Source organism: Mycobacterium conspicuum, assembly GCF_010730195.1.
Taxonomy (GTDB): Bacteria; Actinomycetota; Actinomycetes; order Mycobacteriales; family Mycobacteriaceae; genus Mycobacterium; species Mycobacterium conspicuum.
Map to the genome: position 1 here is coordinate 158,496 of NZ_AP022613.1, position 16,097 is coordinate 174,592.

Below are 16,097 nucleotides of genomic sequence, written 5' to 3' on the forward strand. Positions count from 1 at the left end.
CCGAATATGCATTTTCAGGACAAGAAGGTCATTGTCATCGGCGGCAGTGCCGGCATCGGTCGGCAGGTCGCGATCGACGTCGTCGATCACGGCGGCGGCGCGGTGATCGTCGGACGCTCGAAAGCCCGTGTCGACGACACCGTCGCTGAGCTGGAGAGCCGGCGCGGCGAAGCCTGGGGCATCGCCGCCGAGCTGACGGATCGCGCCGCTATCGCCGATGTCCAGCGCGCGCTTTCCGAGCAACACGGCGATGCGACCCTGTTGGTCAACTCGGCCGGAATCTTCATCCCTAGGCCGTTTCTCGAGTACGACGACCAGTTCTACGACTCGTTCATGGAACTCAACTATGCCCTGTTCTTCCTGACGCAGACCGTCGTTGAGGGCATGATCGCCCGCGGGGAGGGCGGCTCCATCGTCAACATCGGCAGCATGTGGGCACATCAGGCGATCGGTGCGACCCCATCGTGTGGGCACTCGATGCAAAAAGCCGGGCTGCATGCGCTCACCCATAACCTGGCCATCGAGCTTGCCGAGCATCAGATTCGAGTCAACGCGGTGGCACCGGCCGCCGTCAAGACCCCCGCCCTCGAGCGGTGGATCCCGAAGGACGAGATCGACGCCACGCTTGACACTTTCGCGCCGCTTCATCCCCTGGGACGAGTGGGCACCCCCGCCGACGTCGCGAACGCCGTCACCTATCTGCTCTCGGATGCGGCCAGCTGGGTCACCGGCGCGATTCTCAACGTCGACGGTGGCTTCATGGCCGGCCGCAATTAACCCGGATCGCACACTCAGCCAAGGAGCATCCGTGTCACACGAATACAACCAGAACCCGGCCGCGGTCGGTGCGACAGACGACATCTTGAGGCCAGGCGGCCCGCCGGCTAAATCCGTCGGCCGCACCGAAGGCAAGTCTGTGTTCCTCGGCAGTATCGGTGTCCGCCACATCGTCGACAAGGTTCAGGCGGAAGGGCGCTTCTCCGTACTCGAGCATCCGATGTCGCCGCGAGCGCTGGCCTCGGCGCTTCATCGCCACCACAACGAAGACGAGTACAGCTGGATCATCGAGGGACGCGTGGGCGCTTTGCTTGGTGATGAAGTGATCTACGGCGGCCCTGGCGACTTCATTTTCAAGCCACGAGGCCAATGGCATACGTTCTGGAACGCGGACGATGAGCCCGCCCGCATCCTTGAAATCATTTCCCCCGCAGGATTTGAGCAGTTCTTCGACGAACTGTCTGACCTCGGCGGTGTGGACAAGATATCGACAGAGAACCTAGACGAACTCTGTGCGCGGTACGACCTGGAGATGGATGTCGACAGTGTCCCCGAACTATGCAAACGCTTCGGGTTGAGATTCCCCGGTGAACCAATTTGATAATTGACGGCCGCGGTGACCGGTCAAGCGCAACTCTGAAAGGTTCATCATGAAGATCGTGGTCATTGGCGGCCGTGGGCTGATCGGCTCGAAGGTAGCGGCCAAGCTCGGTGCGCAAGGACACAACGTGATCGTCGCCTCACGGCGATCAGGTGTCGATACGCTCACCGGGGAAGGCCTCGCCGACGCCGTCGCCGGTGCGGATGTCCTCGTCGACGTCGCCGATTCACCGTTGTTCGACGACGAACCTGTGATGCGCTTCTTCACCACGACGACCACGAATCTGCTTGCCGCTGAACAGGAAGCGGGAGTCAAACACCATGTCGCGTTGTCCGTGGTGGGTGCGCAGGTTATGCCAGATAGTGGCTACAACACCGCGAAGGCAGCTCAGGAAAACCTGATCAGGGATTCGGGCCGGCCGTATTCGATCGTGCGAGCAACCCCGTTCTACGAATTCGCGGTCGGCTTGGCCGATTCCGCGACAGACGGAGACGTTGTCAGATTGCCGCACGCGTTGTTCCGTCCTATCGCGGCCGACGACGTCGCCACCGCCGTGGCCCACGCCGCCGTCGGGCGGCCTATCAACGGAGAAACGGAGATCGCTGGACCCGACGCCATGGGGATGGATGATTTCGTCCGTGCGGGTCTTGCCGCCATTGGTGATCGACGTCGCGTCGTCAGTGACGCCCAGGCACCGTATTTTGGTGCGGTCATTGACGATCACACCCTTGCGCCCGACGAGAACGCCACCATCTTCACTACTCGATACTCCGACTGGATCGACGCACACTCCGTTTCGCAACCATAAGAGGGATAACGAATGTTGCACGACACGACTGACTCCGAATCAGGATCAACAATAACCGTGGTGCAGGAAGTACGGTCGGCGTTGATCCCTGACGATGCCTACGTGATGACCGTTCTCATCAACCATCCACCGGGCGCTCCGGGCTACCCGCCACATCGCCTTCCCGGTGGCCCGGGATTCGGCTACATGATTGACGGCGAGATGTTGTTCGAGCTCGAGGGTGCGCCGCCACGCGTCCTTCGCGCTGGAGACGCGTTCTGGGGACCCGGCGGCGACGTGATCCACTATCAGGACGCTAACAACCGCACCGACATTCCTTGCAGCTTCGTCCTCACGTTGTTGTGCGCGCCAGGGCTACCGATGCTCGAGCGGGTTAGCGAAGAGGAGCTCGAAGAGCGAAAGGGATTGCGCGTCAACAGTACCGGCGCCGAGATCACCGACGCCGGAAGCGGACATTTCCCATAACCTCGCCTTTGATGTGGGCTGATCTCCGCCGTCGTCACCGAGCACGGCCGCTACCGGCCGCGTTAACCCGCCGCGTTGGGGAGCAATGCCGGGCATCTGCCTTCGGCATCAGTGGCCAACTCGAAGTGCCAGAGCTCGTTGGCGTAAATCTGGCACAGCCCGAAGCGGGATCCGTTGGCGATGAGCCACTGATCGGCGCCCTGCCCTCCGATGTCGACCGCATCGCCGGTGACGTGTTTGGAGGCCTCCGGGGTTTGCACGTACTGTCGCGCCGCCGCGTAGCTTCCGTAGGTCTGAATTGCGTTGTCCAGCAACCGTTGCTGAAACTCCGGTGACCGCCAGCCCGACGTGACGGTCATGGTGATGCCGTCCGCCGTGGCTGCCGTCGCGGCATTTTGAATCGCGGCCAATAGCGCGGGGTTCAGGCGCCCGACCGCCGCGTACTGCACGTCGAACGGCGTCAGCGTGCGCCCGTCGGGCGGCGCGGAGCCGTCGCCGGCGTCGTCGGGCGGCGCCAGCGGAACGCTGTGGTCTGCCAGGCTGACCGACGGGCCCGGCGACACGGAGAGCGTCATCGCCACCGCAACAGCGGCCCCAACCCATCGCATGCGACCACCGTAACTTTTGCGCTTCGCGCCTCGTCCTAGATTCATGCCGAACGCATTGCTGCTCGCCACTCACATCACCATCGCGATCGCGCTGACCATCGTCGTCGGAGTACAAAGCGCCGAGGTGGCCCGCCTACGAGTCAGCGGGGCCTTCCCGCCGGCGCTGCGGGCAACGCTGTGGTCGGTGCCGATACTGGCGCTGCTGACCTTCATCACCGGCATCGCCGTGATCGCCGACGGCAGCAGGCGTGGCCCGTGGGTCGGCGCGGGAGTGCTGTCCACGCTGATTATCGCGCTCGCCTCGGCCTGGCTGCGGCTCCGATTGCGCCGAGGAGCGCCCGGTCGCGCCGGTGTTCTCGGCGCCGTGCAATGGGGTGTTCCGGCCGTCACGTTGGCCGCCGCGTTCCTGATGGCCGCCCGGCCGCAGAACGTGGTGCTGGCGTTCGGGATGGTCGTCGCGGCCGTGGCCGTCGCAGTCGCCGGTTACCGGACGGCGTCGCGCGCCGGGACGTCTACGACAGCCTGATCTCCGCGGCGATGAGTTTGCGTGGGTCCGTGGGTCTACCTAGGCCATGGGACTCATTCACATCGCATTGTTCGCCACCCTGGACCTCGTCGGGCAGGCGCCCGGGGGCCCGGACGAGGATCCGATCGGGTTCCCGTTCGGCGGCTGGCAGGCGCCGCTGTTCGACGAGGTCTCCGGCGCACAGGTCGGCGCCGCCTACCAGGGCACCGATGCCCTGTTGCTCGGGCGACGAACCTACGACATCTTCGCCGGCTACTGGCCGCACCAGCAGGGCGGCGAAGACGATTCAATCGCAACGCTTTTCAACAGCGTCCCGAAATACGTGGCGTCCCGCGGTCGGCCCGACCTGTCGTGGGCCGGCTCATCGCAGCTCGGCCCGGATCTGGTGAGCGCGGTGCGCGAGGTTCGTGACCGCCACGAGCACGTCAAGGTCGTCGGGAGCCTGAACCTGGTGCAGACCCTGCTGCGCGAGCGGCTGTTTGACCGGCTCGATCTCTGGGTGCACCCGGTGATGCTGGGCGTCGGGAAGAAGGTGTTCGACGGTGGCGCGGTCCCGACGAACGTCACGCTGCTCGAAGCGCCGGTAGCGGGACCGGCCGGCATCGTGTTCCTGCGCTACGGGCTCGCCGACGGCGTGCCCGCGACTGGCAACATGGGCGGCTGAAGCGGCTGGCTCGGACGGTTATGGCGCGAGGGCGATGATGCCGGGTTCCGTGGGCGGTGGCGGGGCCACCCCGCCGGTGCCACCACCATGGCCGCCCCCGCCGTTGCCGCCGCCTGGCGGAGGACCAACAACGGGAGGTGCCTTCTTCGGCGGGGCGGAGGGCGCGACCGCCTGTGGCGGTCGGAGCAGTTGGGCGTGCGGCACCTGCGGCAGCGGCGGAACCGGATCGGTGACATCGGCACCTTCGACAAAGGCGGTCAGCTTCACCCGCCGTGGTGAATCGTTGCGCTTGGTGAAGCCGACCCGATGGTTCGGGCAATAGGCTCCCGCTGATGCCCTGACGAATCCGATCGCTGACCGGTGAACACGACCAGGGTCGCGACCAGGGGTGACGGTGTCGGCGAAGTCTTCAAATTGCTGCACTACGGCCCCCGTGGGAACACCACTGTTGAGCTCGCCGCAAACCTCATGGGCTGTCTTGATGAGGTCCGGTACGCCCGAAATGGCTGGGACGCCTTGTTGATTGAGCAGCGCCAGGAACTGGTCGTCCTGGTTTGGGTCGGCTGATGCCGTGCCGCCCTGAAGAATTGCGGCGCCGGTTAGCGCCACGATGGCGGTGACCCTGGAGCCGGTGTGGATGGTGATGCCGGTGGACATGGCATGGGTCTCCTTTCTGCTAGGCCGCGCCCGACGGGGCGTGGATAGCGATCTGGCCAACTGCGCGGCGGTCGAATTGGCTTTCTGCGCATCGTGTTACCTCCTTCGATGGGTTGGTGACGTCCGAAGAATTCGCGGTCTTCAGTACCTCGAGCCGGGTGCCCGTCGCGGACGTCGTGGTCGACGGTCAGATGATGCGATGACTCGCAATCACCCATGCCGCCACGGGAACTGGCGATGCCTGCCCTCCAATGGCGCCGGGGCTCCGGGAAGCACTCCACCCTCGGGATCAGTGCCCGGTTCCGCACGGCTCATCAGGCCAACATGTGGTCCGGCTTGCCTTCCAGCACTTCCAGCTCGGCGGCGATTTTGGCGAGAAGGTCGACGATCGCCACCTCGTCCCGCACGCTCAGTGGCGAGTTACCCGCCTGGTTGACCTGTCGATACATCCGGTTTCGCAATTGGTTGACCTCGGCGGTCAGCTGTTCACTCATCGCAACACCTCCTATCGCGCCTAGGGATTTCCATCAGCGATGTCGTCATCGCGGGGCGCCTTGTTCCCTCGTGGCCAATGGCTGCCATCACGAACGCGTCCAGTCTCGAAGGCGTCGTCGCGGCGGGGCGGTAGCCCGAAGTGTCTCGGTGTGAATTGATGACCGGCGAGCCGCGGCGAACGCGGTTAATGTCGCCACGCCAGCGGCGATACCGGCGCGCAAAAGCCTAAAAGTTATGGAGTGCCGCACTCGGCCTCCCCAACTTGTCCATCTCTACGCAATCTTTGCGTAACGGCAAGTTTACCCTCGGGTGGGGGTCCCGGCGAGAATTGTCAGTAAGTCTTAAGCCAGTGGTCAGGGTCAGCACGGACCAGCGACTCGCCGGTCACCACCCGCTCGACAGGCCGCATAGCAGCGGTTACGCTGACGCGATTGCCTGGCCAACGGAGGCGCGGTTGCGGATTCTCAAAGCGTCATGCTGGGTCTTGCTCGTCCTCACGCTGCTCGCCGCGGTGGTGATGGCGGTGCGTCCGTCGCTGGCTGCTCAGGCCGGGGCCGCCCAATTGGGCTTTCTCATTCTGTTTGTCGCGGTCCATGCGTGGCTGGGCTACTCCGCCCGGGGCATGGCCGCGTTCGTCGTCATCGCCGGCGTTGTTGCGTTCGCATTGGAGGCAATCGGTGTCGCGACCGGTTTCCCGTTCGGCTCCTACGCCCATCACCTGCCCGGTCCGAAACCCCTGGGCGTCCCCCCAGTGGCCGTCGTCAGCTGGATCATCTTCGGCTGGCTGGCCTGGGCGCTGGCCCGGGTGATCCTGCGACCCGTTCCCGGTGTGGCGGTCGGGGGCGCCGAACGCTTTACCACGCCCCTCGTGGCGACCTTCATTCTTGGCGGTTATGACCTCGTATTCGACCCCATCGGGGCGACGGCGCACGACTGGTATTCCTATGACCACCCGACCGGCGCGCTGGGAGTTCCGCTGACCAACTTTCTCGGCTGGCTGCTAACGGGCTGGTTGATCTTTCAGCTCGTCGCGCTCGTCGAAGCGCGATTCCCCGCAGGCCCCGCCACCGGAACCCGCGGTTACTGGCTGCTGCCGTGCCTGTTCTGGCTGTCCACCACCAGCCAGGTCTTCACCAGCCTGATCCATCCGCCCGACGGCGTCGCGGTCCGCGGCGGCAAAACCATCCAGATCGCCGACGTGTACGAATCAGGCGCGTCGGCAGCGCTATTCACCATTCTGCTCACCGGGATCATGGCGCTGGTCCGCCTGTACAGCCGTCAGCCGACGGTGCGCTGATTTCCCTTGCCGCGGCGGCCGTCCCACATTTCACATTTGGCGGTGCGTTCGATCGCCAAGTTGTCCGGGACCGAGTCAAGTGCTCGCTCGCTCGATCCTGTGCCCCAAGTCGTCGAGTTCGTCGAGTACAAGGCTTGCTCCCCATACCTGGTCTCGTTTGCGGTCCGTCAATGGGCGTAGAACGCCGGTGTCGTGTAGTCGTTTGATTGCGGCGAACACGCTGCTTCGAGGTGCATCGACAAGTGATGCGACGTCGTCGGACGAAACGATCGGCGTCGACGGCAATAGCAGGAGTATTTTTTCGGTCGCGCTGTGACGCCTAATCGGTCCGACCACGTTTCGCCATTCAACTGGTATCTCAGCCAGACGCTCTGCAGTAGTGCGTGATTCGGCGGCAGCAGTCTTTGATGCGGTCGCGAATGTGACGATCAGTGGGCGAAGGTCGCCGGCGCGGTATGTGTTGAGCGCGCCGAAGTAGCGCTCTCGGTGAGCAACAAGCGCCGATGCCAGAGGGACAACGAGGCGCGTTGTTGCTCCCCTCCGCCTAAAGATGGTGTTGACGAGTGCCCGGCCGATGCGGCCGTTGCCGTCGGTGAAGGGGTGGATTGATTCGAACTGTGCATGCGCGATGGCCGCCTGAATCAGAACGGGAATGTCGGTTCGGTTCGCGAACTCCATCAGGTCGTCCATATACGCGGGCACCGTGTCTGGCGGTGGCGGAACGTACAGCGCGTTTCGCGGCGAGTAGTCGCTTCCGCCGATCCAATTCTGGACAGTCCTTATTTGACCAGCATGCTGCCCCTCTGTCGGATCTTCTCGCATCAGCGCCTCATGTGCGCGCAGAATCGCGGACATCTGTACGGGGGCATCTCGATCGACGCTCACGATCATTTCGTTTAGGGCGGTGGTCGCCGCCACCATCGAGACCGCGCTCGAATTGCCCCTTCCGCCGTGCAACGCGCGCGCGTAGTCGTCCAAGCTCGCTTCAACGCGCTCAATTTTCGAAGACGCCACCGATTCTGTTCGCAGTAGGAGGGTGCTGAGCGCTGCGAGGTGGGTTCCGTGCGTGCTGTCGAGTCGAGAAATCTCGCTCATGGCGGCTTCGAGTTCTACAGCGATATCCGCGTCGATGTTGGCGTCGATTTTGGCGATGTAGGGGGGAAGCGACACCGTGACGGAACGAAGTGTCCTGTCCTCGCGGGTGCCACCCCTTCGGGTCTGTGCCCACGGGCGTCGCTCTGCCCTATGGCTGGGCCACGGATCTCCGGGTGGCATAGCTGTCTCCTAACTCGGACTAACTATAGCGTTAGTCCGACTTAGGGCGATAAATCGGACTTTGAAGCGCATTAGTCCGGGTTACGAGAGCAACCGTCCATGGGCCGCACGCGCGGTCGACCTGCTAAAGGGGCGACGCCGAGGCTGGGGGAGTACGGGACCCCTACGGGACCGCCGTGACGACCGGACCGGCGTTCGACACTATCACCGCAGGTCGTTGTGGAGCCGATGACGGGAATCGAACCCGCGTATTCAGCTTGGGAAGGTGGCTGAGGTCGTTCGGCGACATCCGAACAAGTTCGCGAAAACACTCGCTACCTGCATGTATCGTCCGACAGCGTCCGGATCGATTCGACGCCGTTCACGTCGACTTGCAACATCGAGTGCAACAATCTCGCACGTCGAAAACCTGACCGCCGGTAGGCGTTAGGTTCGCGCTCGAAGTCTCTTATCGTGCTCTGACCCAACCGAAAGGAGCACGACAATGACCACACCCAAGAGCACGGAGGCTCTGTCGACCAAGGACGTCGCCGAGAAGGTCGGGACCGACCCCAAGACTTTGCGCGTGTTCTTGCGCGCCTCTGACGACTACCAGGCCGTCGGGTCGGGGTCGCGCTACTCGTTTATCAGCAAGGACGTGCCCACCCTCAAGGCTCGCTTCGCGAAATGGGCCGCCGAGCGGGGGCCAGCTTCCTCGCCTTCGCCGGTGGCGTAGTAGCCAGAACGGCGTCAGCGTGCATGCCAAGCGATGGCCCTCCTCGCTAGGGTCAGCGAATGGCGCAACGGCGAATGGCGCAAAAAAAGTGGCAAGAGGATGACAACCTTGTCGCCGCTCGGTTGATACTGCTGGTCAACGATGGTGACCCCAATCGTGGCGTGCCGGAGGACGACGCGGAGTACATCCGGGCGCGCAACGCGCTGGGAATCGACAACAAGCAGCTCACCGCGCGGGTCAACGTGATCCGCTCGAACATGCCTGGCTACGTCGGCACCAAAAGCGGCAACCCGATGCACGCCGACACCATCGTGCACCGGGTCGTTGGTCAAATGGTCGCGTCACCTGGATATGTCAAGACGTGCGGTAAAGCCATCATGGAGCGACTTGAGGGAAACTAGACCGAGTCAGCCCTGCGTCCCGTCCTCGGGGTGTGGGGGCTGGTTGGTAATTCGGCATGCCCTGAGACCGACCGCCTGTCGTTAGCAAATCCGCAGCACAAAGTGAGGTAAGCTCCACAGCCTCATTTGACGCAGCTCAGGGAGCAGTAATGGCAGCAGACAGCGATCCGACTTACACCACAGTGCCCGGAAAGCTGGCACCGCTACTGAAGAAGATGCGAGAAACTGGCGTCCCGCCGAAGGCTACAAAAGCATGGCTGAAGACGATCGGATTCACCTCCAGCAACGACGGGTCGTTGCTCAACGTGCTCCGCTCTATCGGTTTCATCGACTCGCCTGGAGTGCCTACGCCCGTGTGGAAGGAATACCGGGGCCGCGACTATAAGGAAATCCTCGGTCGCGCGGTGAAGAGCGGTTACGAAAGCCTGTATGCCGTTTATCCCGATGCTCATGAACGGCCGAATGCTGATCTATCGCATGTATTCAGCTCGCAAACGACCTCCGGAAAACAGACCGTCGACAAGATGGTGTCTACATTCAAAGCCCTCGCGGGTGAAGCCGAGTTTTCGCGCGCTGACAGCGGGGCAACGTCAACGGGGGAGGCCGGCCAGACCGCGACCCAACAAACTCCTGCGGAATCGAGCGGCACCACGGTCGTAACCAGGCCGAGCACGACCGCAGGTGGGCTAACGGTCAATATCAACGTCCAGCTGACGCTTCCTGAAGGCGCAGACGAGCAGACGTTCGAGGCGTTTTTCAAAGCCATGAAGACTCATCTCTTTCCGGACCCCGAGTGACCCTGGGGGTTGAGGATTTTCGGCGCCGCGCCTCGAACTTCGAGCGAGCTGCGCACGTCCTCCTGGCAACGCAAGAGGCTGCGCCGTCACGCATCGTCACGCTCTCTGAGACGCGCAAGCAGATTACAATCCTCAACCTGAACCAGACGGTGCTGTTGAACGAGTCGATCCGCGCGATGGAAGCCGAGCTGTATAGGGCGGCGATAGTCATGGGCTGGGCTGCGTTCATGGACTTCCTCATTGAGAAACTGGCGTCCGACAATCTGGTAGCCATTCATGCGGCGTATCCCGCCTGGTCGCCGTGGACAACCGTTGACGATCTGAAAGAAAACGTTACAGAGCATCAGTTGGTCGCGGCCTCAAACAAAGTCAAGCTGTTGAAGAAGTCCGAGATGAAGGCGCTTCACGGACTTTTGTCCAAACGCAACGAATGCGCCCATCCGAGCGGATACGTACCCACGCTCAATGAGGCGCTCGGCTACGTCTCCGAGCTTCTCAATCGCATACCGAGCATCAATCAGAAGACCCCGAAGTGACGAATTTGGATCCGGCGCCAAGCTTCTAAAGCGGCCTGAGTGATACATCAGAAGGTATGACCTCCGTGTATCCAAATTTATCCCAGTGCATATCGAAATAGTGCTCAAGCGAATTTTGTCGGATCCCCATATTTTCGCCCGGACCCACTGTCACCCCCGTGATGCAACTCGGTTCAAAGTCAAGCTTTATGCGCGGGATGAGACCAATGCTCGACGGCTCGTGAAAGCTGTTTCGATTGTCCCACGCTTTCTCCGGCACATAGGCGACTATGCGGTATTCGTGTTCGCCTTCAAATGCTGAATTTTTCATCTTCGCAACTGCTTCTTCAAGTTCGATCAGCGCAAACTCATAAGAAAGGCCGAGGTCGTAGTCACCGCGTTCAGGGTCCCCCTCGAATTGGTCGCGAATTGCGATGACCAGCCGGTCAAGTAATTCAGCAACGTAACTGCCCGCATCTTCAGAGGTGTACGCTATCTGCGATAGTGCATATCGGGTTCGATCGAGCTTAATCTCATCAGATTCTAGCCCGTGTAATCGCACAGAGTTGCGCAGAGTTCTGGCATCGAAATGGATTGCATATCCACCTTGACCTGCGTAGCCTTGCCACTGGCTCAGTTGGTCACCCATTGCCGACAAGCAAGAGACATAGGGGGCTTGAAGAAGCGACTGATGGTGCTCCGAAACAAATTCGGCGCGAAGGCGCGATAACACCTCGTTAATGGCTTTTTCGAAAGGCGGATTTTCGCTGATTAGATCCTTAACCACGGGCGAAGCCGGCGACAGCAGAAATGAAACCTCCTTTATGCCGTGCTTCATTTCCTGCGCGTCGTTCAGATACGCGATATTGGTTGCATATAGCATTGAGCTATCGAGAATTCCCCTCAGCCCTGAGATGCCCGTGTAGTGGTACAACGTCTCGGGAAGCCTGTTGAACATACGGCCTACCTAATCAGGATGAGACGCCAAAAAACAAGACCATTTGCACGACATTCGAGCAAGTCAACTACTTTCCTTTTTCAGGCTGGGGAATGTGTACGCGGTGTGAGCGTAAAAGCCTGTTCGGGGCTCTGGAGCGACGTGAGGGGGTTGGCCCCCAGGGTATTGACGCGCGGACATGCCCACACCCCACGTGTGCGACGCGTGAGCACCCAGGCAGGCGCAGCGGTGTGGTCAGTCGGTTCCCATGCGAGCGATGGCGATCAGGACGTTGTCGGCATTGCGGACGTTGTAGACGTTCGTGTCAGCGTCGGCGAATAGGAACTCGAGAGTCACATCACCCATTGCATCGATCAAGTCAGATTGAAGTTCGTCAACGTTGTTCGCGGTCGCGTAGTAGATCGGATCAGGATCGGAGGCGTCGGAATCGTCGAGCGCGTAGACATCGATGAAGACAGGCGCGTTGTTCGTCGTGGTCATAGTCAATGTTAAGAGACCAGACGTACGCAGACAACGGGGTACCACACGAAACATGTTGAGGCCCAGTGTATCCCACACAACAACATGCATTGCGCATTACAGACTATGACGCAGCAAGAACATGGTTGGCGGGTGCGGTAATCCCACCAAGAAGGGCAACGCATCGAGGAGTGAGACACGTTGCCCTTCGAGGTCGTGCGCACGTGGCAGATGCGACACGAGATTCGGGTATTCAGTTGTTATGTGACAGTTAAGATCTGACCTGCGTGGACGTCAACAAAGCCTGCCCCAAACCGCAAGGTAGCCCGCAATGCGACGTTGTCCGATCCAAAGTAGAAATCATCGGAGCGGCTCACGAGAAGTTGTCCATATGCGCTCAACGTCTTGTTGCGGTCAAGCAACAGAACCTTGGTCGCCGGCATTGCGGACGTAACCGTGACAGGAATTGATAGGAGCGTCTTGGTGGGCGACTCAGTGCCCGCACCGATCAGTGACCGATTCGAAGTCTCCTCGTCCTTCAGCTTGGCCAGCGAGGCCCACGCATCCGGTGCCGAAATGATGTTGGTGCACGTGCCTCCCGGTAGCGATTCAATCAACGAGACAGCATCGATCACGCTGTCCAAGTTGTTCTCAACGGTTCCCGCGCTTGTCGCTTTCGACAGCAGGCCTGCAGGTGGATGCGTAGCAGGCGCCACTGGTGCGGCTTGCTGAAGCAACGCCCAGTCAACTTTGGCCAGCATGGATCGTTTGATTTCCGCTGTGATGATATCCAGTGCTGAAGGCTGCTTCAATTGTTCACGCGACGCCTTGACCAATACCGCCACCTTGCCCGTAAGGATTACTAGTTCGGACAGATCCGGTTCTGATTCAGGAATTTCTGAACCCTCCGCGACGAATCCTGTTGAGTCATCGAGATTTACGGCAGGGACGCGGACAGCCGGTTCATCGCCTTCGACTTCGCCCGCCTTGCTCGTGCAGGTTATCAAAACCGATTGCGGAATCGTCTGCTCAGGTGCCAACCCCAACACATCGAGCGCGAACGCCTTCGGTGAGGTAGGGGTGATTACGGTAGTCATGTTTCTTCGGTTTTCCTTTGGGTAAGAGCGCGCTTCCCGCACTCAATGAAAGTGTTTGGGATCGCCCACACCGGGCCAGTCGGTGAGGCGTGCGAGCGTTCACGATGACGCTCAGGAAGTAATCAGTTGCCGTTTAGCCTCGTCAGGCGAACCACCGCTTTACCGTCCTGGTGTGGGACGCCGTCATTACCGCTGACGTTGGCGTGCCGGTGACATTACAACCGAAAAATTCGAGGTTCAACCCCCGCCCCTGAGAGCCCTGTTGAGCGTCTGATCTATTGCCCTGCAACGAATGTCACGCCACATAATCAGAAGTCGCGCACGGACACGCTCAGGACCTTCTAATCGACTCCTTCGTCGTTGTCACGCTCGGCATGCCCGTAGTGCGGGCAGTCCGTTCGGTGTTCGTCGCCTGGCGCATCGCAGCACGGAGATGCAGGCGCGACGAATCCGGCGTTGAATGTGCCCAGTTCCACACGTTCCATGCCGAGTAGCCCCTCACGCTCAGGGTCTTCAATCGGGCGCGTCTCATGAGCGGTGATCGTGTGAGCGTCCGCCGCGATCCGCCGCATTTGGTCCCACTTCTTCTGTGACGGGCATGTTTTCGGGTCGCCCGAGCATGGCGTGAGTTTGTCGGCGTGTGTGCAGATCATTTCTCTCTACCTTTCTGAACTGGCCATGCCGCGTACGCGCATGACGTGAACACATTTTTTAAACGACTATGAACAACTACGTTGACGTGCGTAAATGCATTGAATGACTGATTGCATGACTGGTGAACGACTGTTGGATGACTGGTCGTCAGTGGTGCAACGGCGGTGCAATGGTCGTGCAACCAGTCGTGCAATGCATTTCCGCAGGTCAAACCAGTCGTTGATAGTCGTGCAATAAACGCATGTCGGCCCCTCATGGCAACGACCATTCGGACACAGCCGGGTAGCCAACGCGGTCGAACTTGACCTTGAGATCCTTGGCCGCCAGTCGAATCTTGTATGCCTTGAATCCTTCTTCGACGGCGCGCTCGACAACGTTCTGGCGGGGACCCTCGCCGAGGTGATTGATCAGCCACATGTGCTCGGGCTTCATCGAAGACGAGTCGGCGAGGTCCGCAGCGTTGTGGTCGGACTGCCCCAGATACTTGACTCGCGCCACGGTGCCGTCGTCATCATCAGTCGCCTGGCGTACTTGAACGACCTCGATGGTGAACATCGACGCCGCCACGATGGCCGTCCCGTTGGCCTTCTCGGGGCCCACCAAGAGCCGTCCTTGCTCATCCCGCTGGGCGAACAGCGCCATACGAGCCTTCTTGCGCAATTCGCCAGTAATGCCGTACTTTTCACGCGCAGTCCCCTTAGCGCGGTTCGTGTGCGTCATCAGGACCACAGCCGCGCCGGTGTGGACCGCCACGTCTTTCCACGGGTGCAGCGCAAGTCGCGCATCCTGAGGCGTCTGTACGTTGAGCGACCCTGGCACCGTATCCAGCCAGGCGTCAACGATCACCAGCGCCGGTACAGGGTCCTTATAAACCAGCTCCATGTCGTCGGACGGAAACACTGGCGCGCCCGACCCATCCTTGGCCGTCGCGATCACGGTCACGTAGTCGAGATCTGCACCGACCAATTCGAGTCGTGGACGAACCTCGGTGGACCAGTCGTCCTCGGTGAGAACCAGACGCACATGCTGCGACTCGCGTGCCGGGATACCGAACTCGGGCAATGGCTTACCCGTCGTGACCGCACCGACAATCCAGACCCAGAGCAGCGACTTGCCAATTCCTTCGTCGCCGACGAGCACAGTCACGCCCGCTCGCGGAATGCGTTGCTTCGCAAGCCATATCTTCGGCTTGGAACCTTCGAGTTCAGTTGCTTTCCAGACCCGCGGTCGACTGCTATCGGCGTATTCGGCCACGGAACGTTCTTTTGAGTTGTTCGCCTTGGTCTCGCGCCACACTCGGTCCAGGACACCGTCGAGGTCGTCGCCCAAGTACATGTGCAAAGGCTTGGTCAGTTCGACGAATTGGGACATATAGCCGTCCTGGTTCCGAAGCCTCTGCGCAACCGTGCGAATGTGTTCCAGAACAGTGGAGTTGACCGTCGTCAGGTCTGCAGGCGGACGGTTCGCAACGGATTCATGGGGACCGCCACGAAGTGCCATCACTATCGCTTGGTACTCGTCGTGCTCCTGCTGCTCGCCGCACCGACTGAAATCTATGACTCTTGGTTCAGCCCTCCTTGCCATGTCGCCGCTCCCATTCCTCCGCTTTGCGTCGCTCAGCTAGACGCGCCTTTGATGCCCGTTGTCGGGCGGTCTCTTTCGCTTTGTATGCCTCGTCCTCCCGGCGCTTGCGCCTTCTGGCGTTGTAGGCGTCGACTTTCTTCCTGTAGTCGGTGTCATCCCTTGTGGGCCAGGCCATTTCGTTCCTCTTTCGTGTCCCTGCTGGTCGCTGCTACATCACGATAAAACGAACGAACTCCTGCTGGAGTCCCCACCGAGTTGATGTGGCGGAATGCGCTGTGCGGCAATTGAAAAGGTCCGGGCTAATACCCAATGAGCATGGGCAGGACTCGATCTAGATCAGGACTCGTCGTCGAGCGACATCAGGTGTGGCCCGGTCGATCTGGTCCAGCGGTGGCTATGCTCGCAGTCGAACGTGTCGATGCAGATAGTGAAGTCACCCCTCTGCCAAATTTTCATGTAGATGGAGGTCCACACGGTGCCGCATTCGGGGCAGAGCGGGTCCGGGCCTCTCCCGTCCTTTGTGTCGTACCCCTTGTTGCCGCTGAAGCTGTCGGCAACCGCGATCCAGTCGGGATCGGTCTCGACTACTCGGAGCAGAAGTTCGCTCTCGTCTGTCCAGAGTGGCTGCATATGGCTCCACAGTGCGTCGAGCAATTTTGGGTCGACGGGTCCGGAGGTTAAATTCGCTGTTACTCATGAGTGTTGTTCTTCTCCAACATTTCCGGGTCTCGAAACCAGCAACTG

General features: G+C 60.8%; 20 protein-coding genes. 11 read left to right on the plus strand and 9 right to left on the minus strand.

The annotated features are described in order from the left end of the window. The first annotated feature begins 6 nt into the window (after positions 1-6). The 4 genes from G6N66_RS00705 to G6N66_RS00720 are packed head-to-tail and all read left to right on the plus strand — an operon-like array spanning position 7 to position 2,651. Positions 7-777 carry an SDR family NAD(P)-dependent oxidoreductase gene (locus tag G6N66_RS00705; protein WP_085233778.1) on the plus strand — a complete coding sequence of 257 codons (771 nt, stop codon included), beginning with the start codon at positions 7-9 and terminating at the stop codon, positions 775-777. Positions 778-808: 31 nt separating this feature from the next. After that, a complete protein-coding gene (locus tag G6N66_RS00710) occupies positions 809-1,378 on the plus strand; it encodes a cupin domain-containing protein (protein ID WP_232079168.1) in 570 nt (189 codons plus the stop codon). A gap of 49 nt (positions 1,379-1,427) precedes the next feature. Continuing rightward, positions 1,428-2,186, plus strand: coding sequence for an SDR family oxidoreductase (locus G6N66_RS00715; protein ID WP_085233754.1), 759 nt, complete (start codon positions 1,428-1,430; stop codon positions 2,184-2,186). Between the two features lie 12 nt (positions 2,187-2,198). Next, on the plus strand, positions 2,199-2,651 hold the full coding sequence (locus G6N66_RS00720) for a cupin domain-containing protein (protein ID WP_085233755.1): 453 nt from the start codon (positions 2,199-2,201) through the stop codon (positions 2,649-2,651). Positions 2,652-2,713: 62 nt separating this feature from the next. Here G6N66_RS00720 and G6N66_RS00725 read toward each other — a convergent pair whose 3' ends face one another. Next, positions 2,714-3,259, minus strand: a complete 546-nt coding sequence (locus G6N66_RS00725; RefSeq protein WP_139825284.1) for a M15 family metallopeptidase — start codon at positions 3,257-3,259, stop codon at positions 2,714-2,716. A 43-nt stretch (positions 3,260-3,302) separates the two neighbouring features. Between G6N66_RS00725 and G6N66_RS00730 the strand changes: the two genes are divergently transcribed. Next, positions 3,303-3,785, plus strand: a complete 483-nt coding sequence (locus G6N66_RS00730; RefSeq protein WP_085233756.1) for a hypothetical protein — start codon at positions 3,303-3,305, stop codon at positions 3,783-3,785. Positions 3,786-3,831: 46 nt separating this feature from the next. Further along, the gene (locus tag G6N66_RS00735) at positions 3,832-4,449 is read left to right on the plus strand and encodes a dihydrofolate reductase family protein (protein ID WP_085233757.1); all 618 of its coding nucleotides are present in this window, start codon (positions 3,832-3,834) and stop codon (positions 4,447-4,449) included. A gap of 18 nt (positions 4,450-4,467) precedes the next feature. On the opposite strand, the gene G6N66_RS00740 is transcribed toward G6N66_RS00735, so the two are convergent. Beyond that, entirely contained in the window at positions 4,468-5,106 is a 639-nt protein-coding gene (locus tag G6N66_RS00740; protein ID WP_085233758.1) for a DUF732 domain-containing protein, read from the minus strand. 314 nt (positions 5,107-5,420) lie between these two features. Continuing rightward, complete coding sequence (locus G6N66_RS00745) at positions 5,421-5,600, minus strand: hypothetical protein (RefSeq protein WP_085233759.1); 180 nt, start codon at positions 5,598-5,600, stop codon at positions 5,421-5,423. Between the two features lie 455 nt (positions 5,601-6,055). Between G6N66_RS00745 and G6N66_RS00750 the strand changes: the two genes are divergently transcribed. Then, positions 6,056-6,898, plus strand: coding sequence for a carotenoid biosynthesis protein (locus G6N66_RS00750; RefSeq protein WP_232079169.1), 843 nt, complete (start codon positions 6,056-6,058; stop codon positions 6,896-6,898). Positions 6,899-6,973: 75 nt separating this feature from the next. Here G6N66_RS00750 and G6N66_RS00755 read toward each other — a convergent pair whose 3' ends face one another. Further along, a complete protein-coding gene (locus G6N66_RS00755; RefSeq protein WP_232079170.1) occupies positions 6,974-8,068 on the minus strand; it encodes a Fic family protein in 1,095 nt (364 codons plus the stop codon). 589 nt (positions 8,069-8,657) lie between these two features. On the opposite strand from G6N66_RS00755, the gene G6N66_RS00760 reads away from it, so the two are divergent. The 4 genes from G6N66_RS00760 (at position 8,658) to G6N66_RS00775 (ending at position 10,622) form a co-directional block, all read left to right on the plus strand. Beyond that, on the plus strand, positions 8,658-8,888 hold the full coding sequence (locus G6N66_RS00760) for a hypothetical protein (protein WP_085233761.1): 231 nt from the start codon (positions 8,658-8,660) through the stop codon (positions 8,886-8,888). Between the two features lie 59 nt (positions 8,889-8,947). Next, positions 8,948-9,289, plus strand: coding sequence for a hypothetical protein (locus G6N66_RS00765; RefSeq protein WP_139825285.1), 342 nt, complete (start codon positions 8,948-8,950; stop codon positions 9,287-9,289). Between the two features lie 149 nt (positions 9,290-9,438). Continuing rightward, positions 9,439-10,086: a DUF5343 domain-containing protein gene (locus tag G6N66_RS00770; RefSeq protein ID WP_085233763.1), complete on the plus strand. Its 648-nt coding sequence runs from the start codon at positions 9,439-9,441 to the stop codon at positions 10,084-10,086. Beyond that, on the plus strand, positions 10,083-10,622 hold the full coding sequence (locus G6N66_RS00775) for a hypothetical protein (protein WP_085233764.1): 540 nt from the start codon (positions 10,083-10,085) through the stop codon (positions 10,620-10,622). Before G6N66_RS00770 ends, G6N66_RS00775 begins: the two co-directional genes overlap by 4 nt. Positions 10,623-10,647: 25 nt before the next feature. On the opposite strand, the gene G6N66_RS00780 is transcribed toward G6N66_RS00775, so the two are convergent. The 5 genes from G6N66_RS00780 to G6N66_RS00800 form a co-directional block, all read right to left on the minus strand. Continuing rightward, the gene (locus G6N66_RS00780) at positions 10,648-11,559 is read right to left on the minus strand and encodes a DUF2971 domain-containing protein (protein WP_085233765.1); all 912 of its coding nucleotides are present in this window, start codon (positions 11,557-11,559) and stop codon (positions 10,648-10,650) included. A 234-nt stretch (positions 11,560-11,793) separates the two neighbouring features. Then, positions 11,794-12,039 carry a hypothetical protein gene (locus G6N66_RS00785; RefSeq protein ID WP_085233766.1) on the minus strand — a complete coding sequence of 82 codons (246 nt, stop codon included), beginning with the start codon at positions 12,037-12,039 and terminating at the stop codon, positions 11,794-11,796. 239 nt (positions 12,040-12,278) lie between these two features. Continuing rightward, on the minus strand, positions 12,279-13,115 hold the full coding sequence (locus G6N66_RS00790; protein WP_085233767.1) for a phage major capsid protein: 837 nt from the start codon (positions 13,113-13,115) through the stop codon (positions 12,279-12,281). Between the two features lie 906 nt (positions 13,116-14,021). Beyond that, a complete protein-coding gene (locus G6N66_RS00795) occupies positions 14,022-15,353 on the minus strand; it encodes an AAA family ATPase (RefSeq protein WP_085233768.1) in 1,332 nt (443 codons plus the stop codon). A 336-nt stretch (positions 15,354-15,689) separates the two neighbouring features. Beyond that, positions 15,690-15,983, minus strand: a complete 294-nt coding sequence (locus G6N66_RS00800; protein ID WP_085233769.1) for a hypothetical protein — start codon at positions 15,981-15,983, stop codon at positions 15,690-15,692. Between the last annotated feature and the right edge of the window lie 114 nt (positions 15,984-16,097).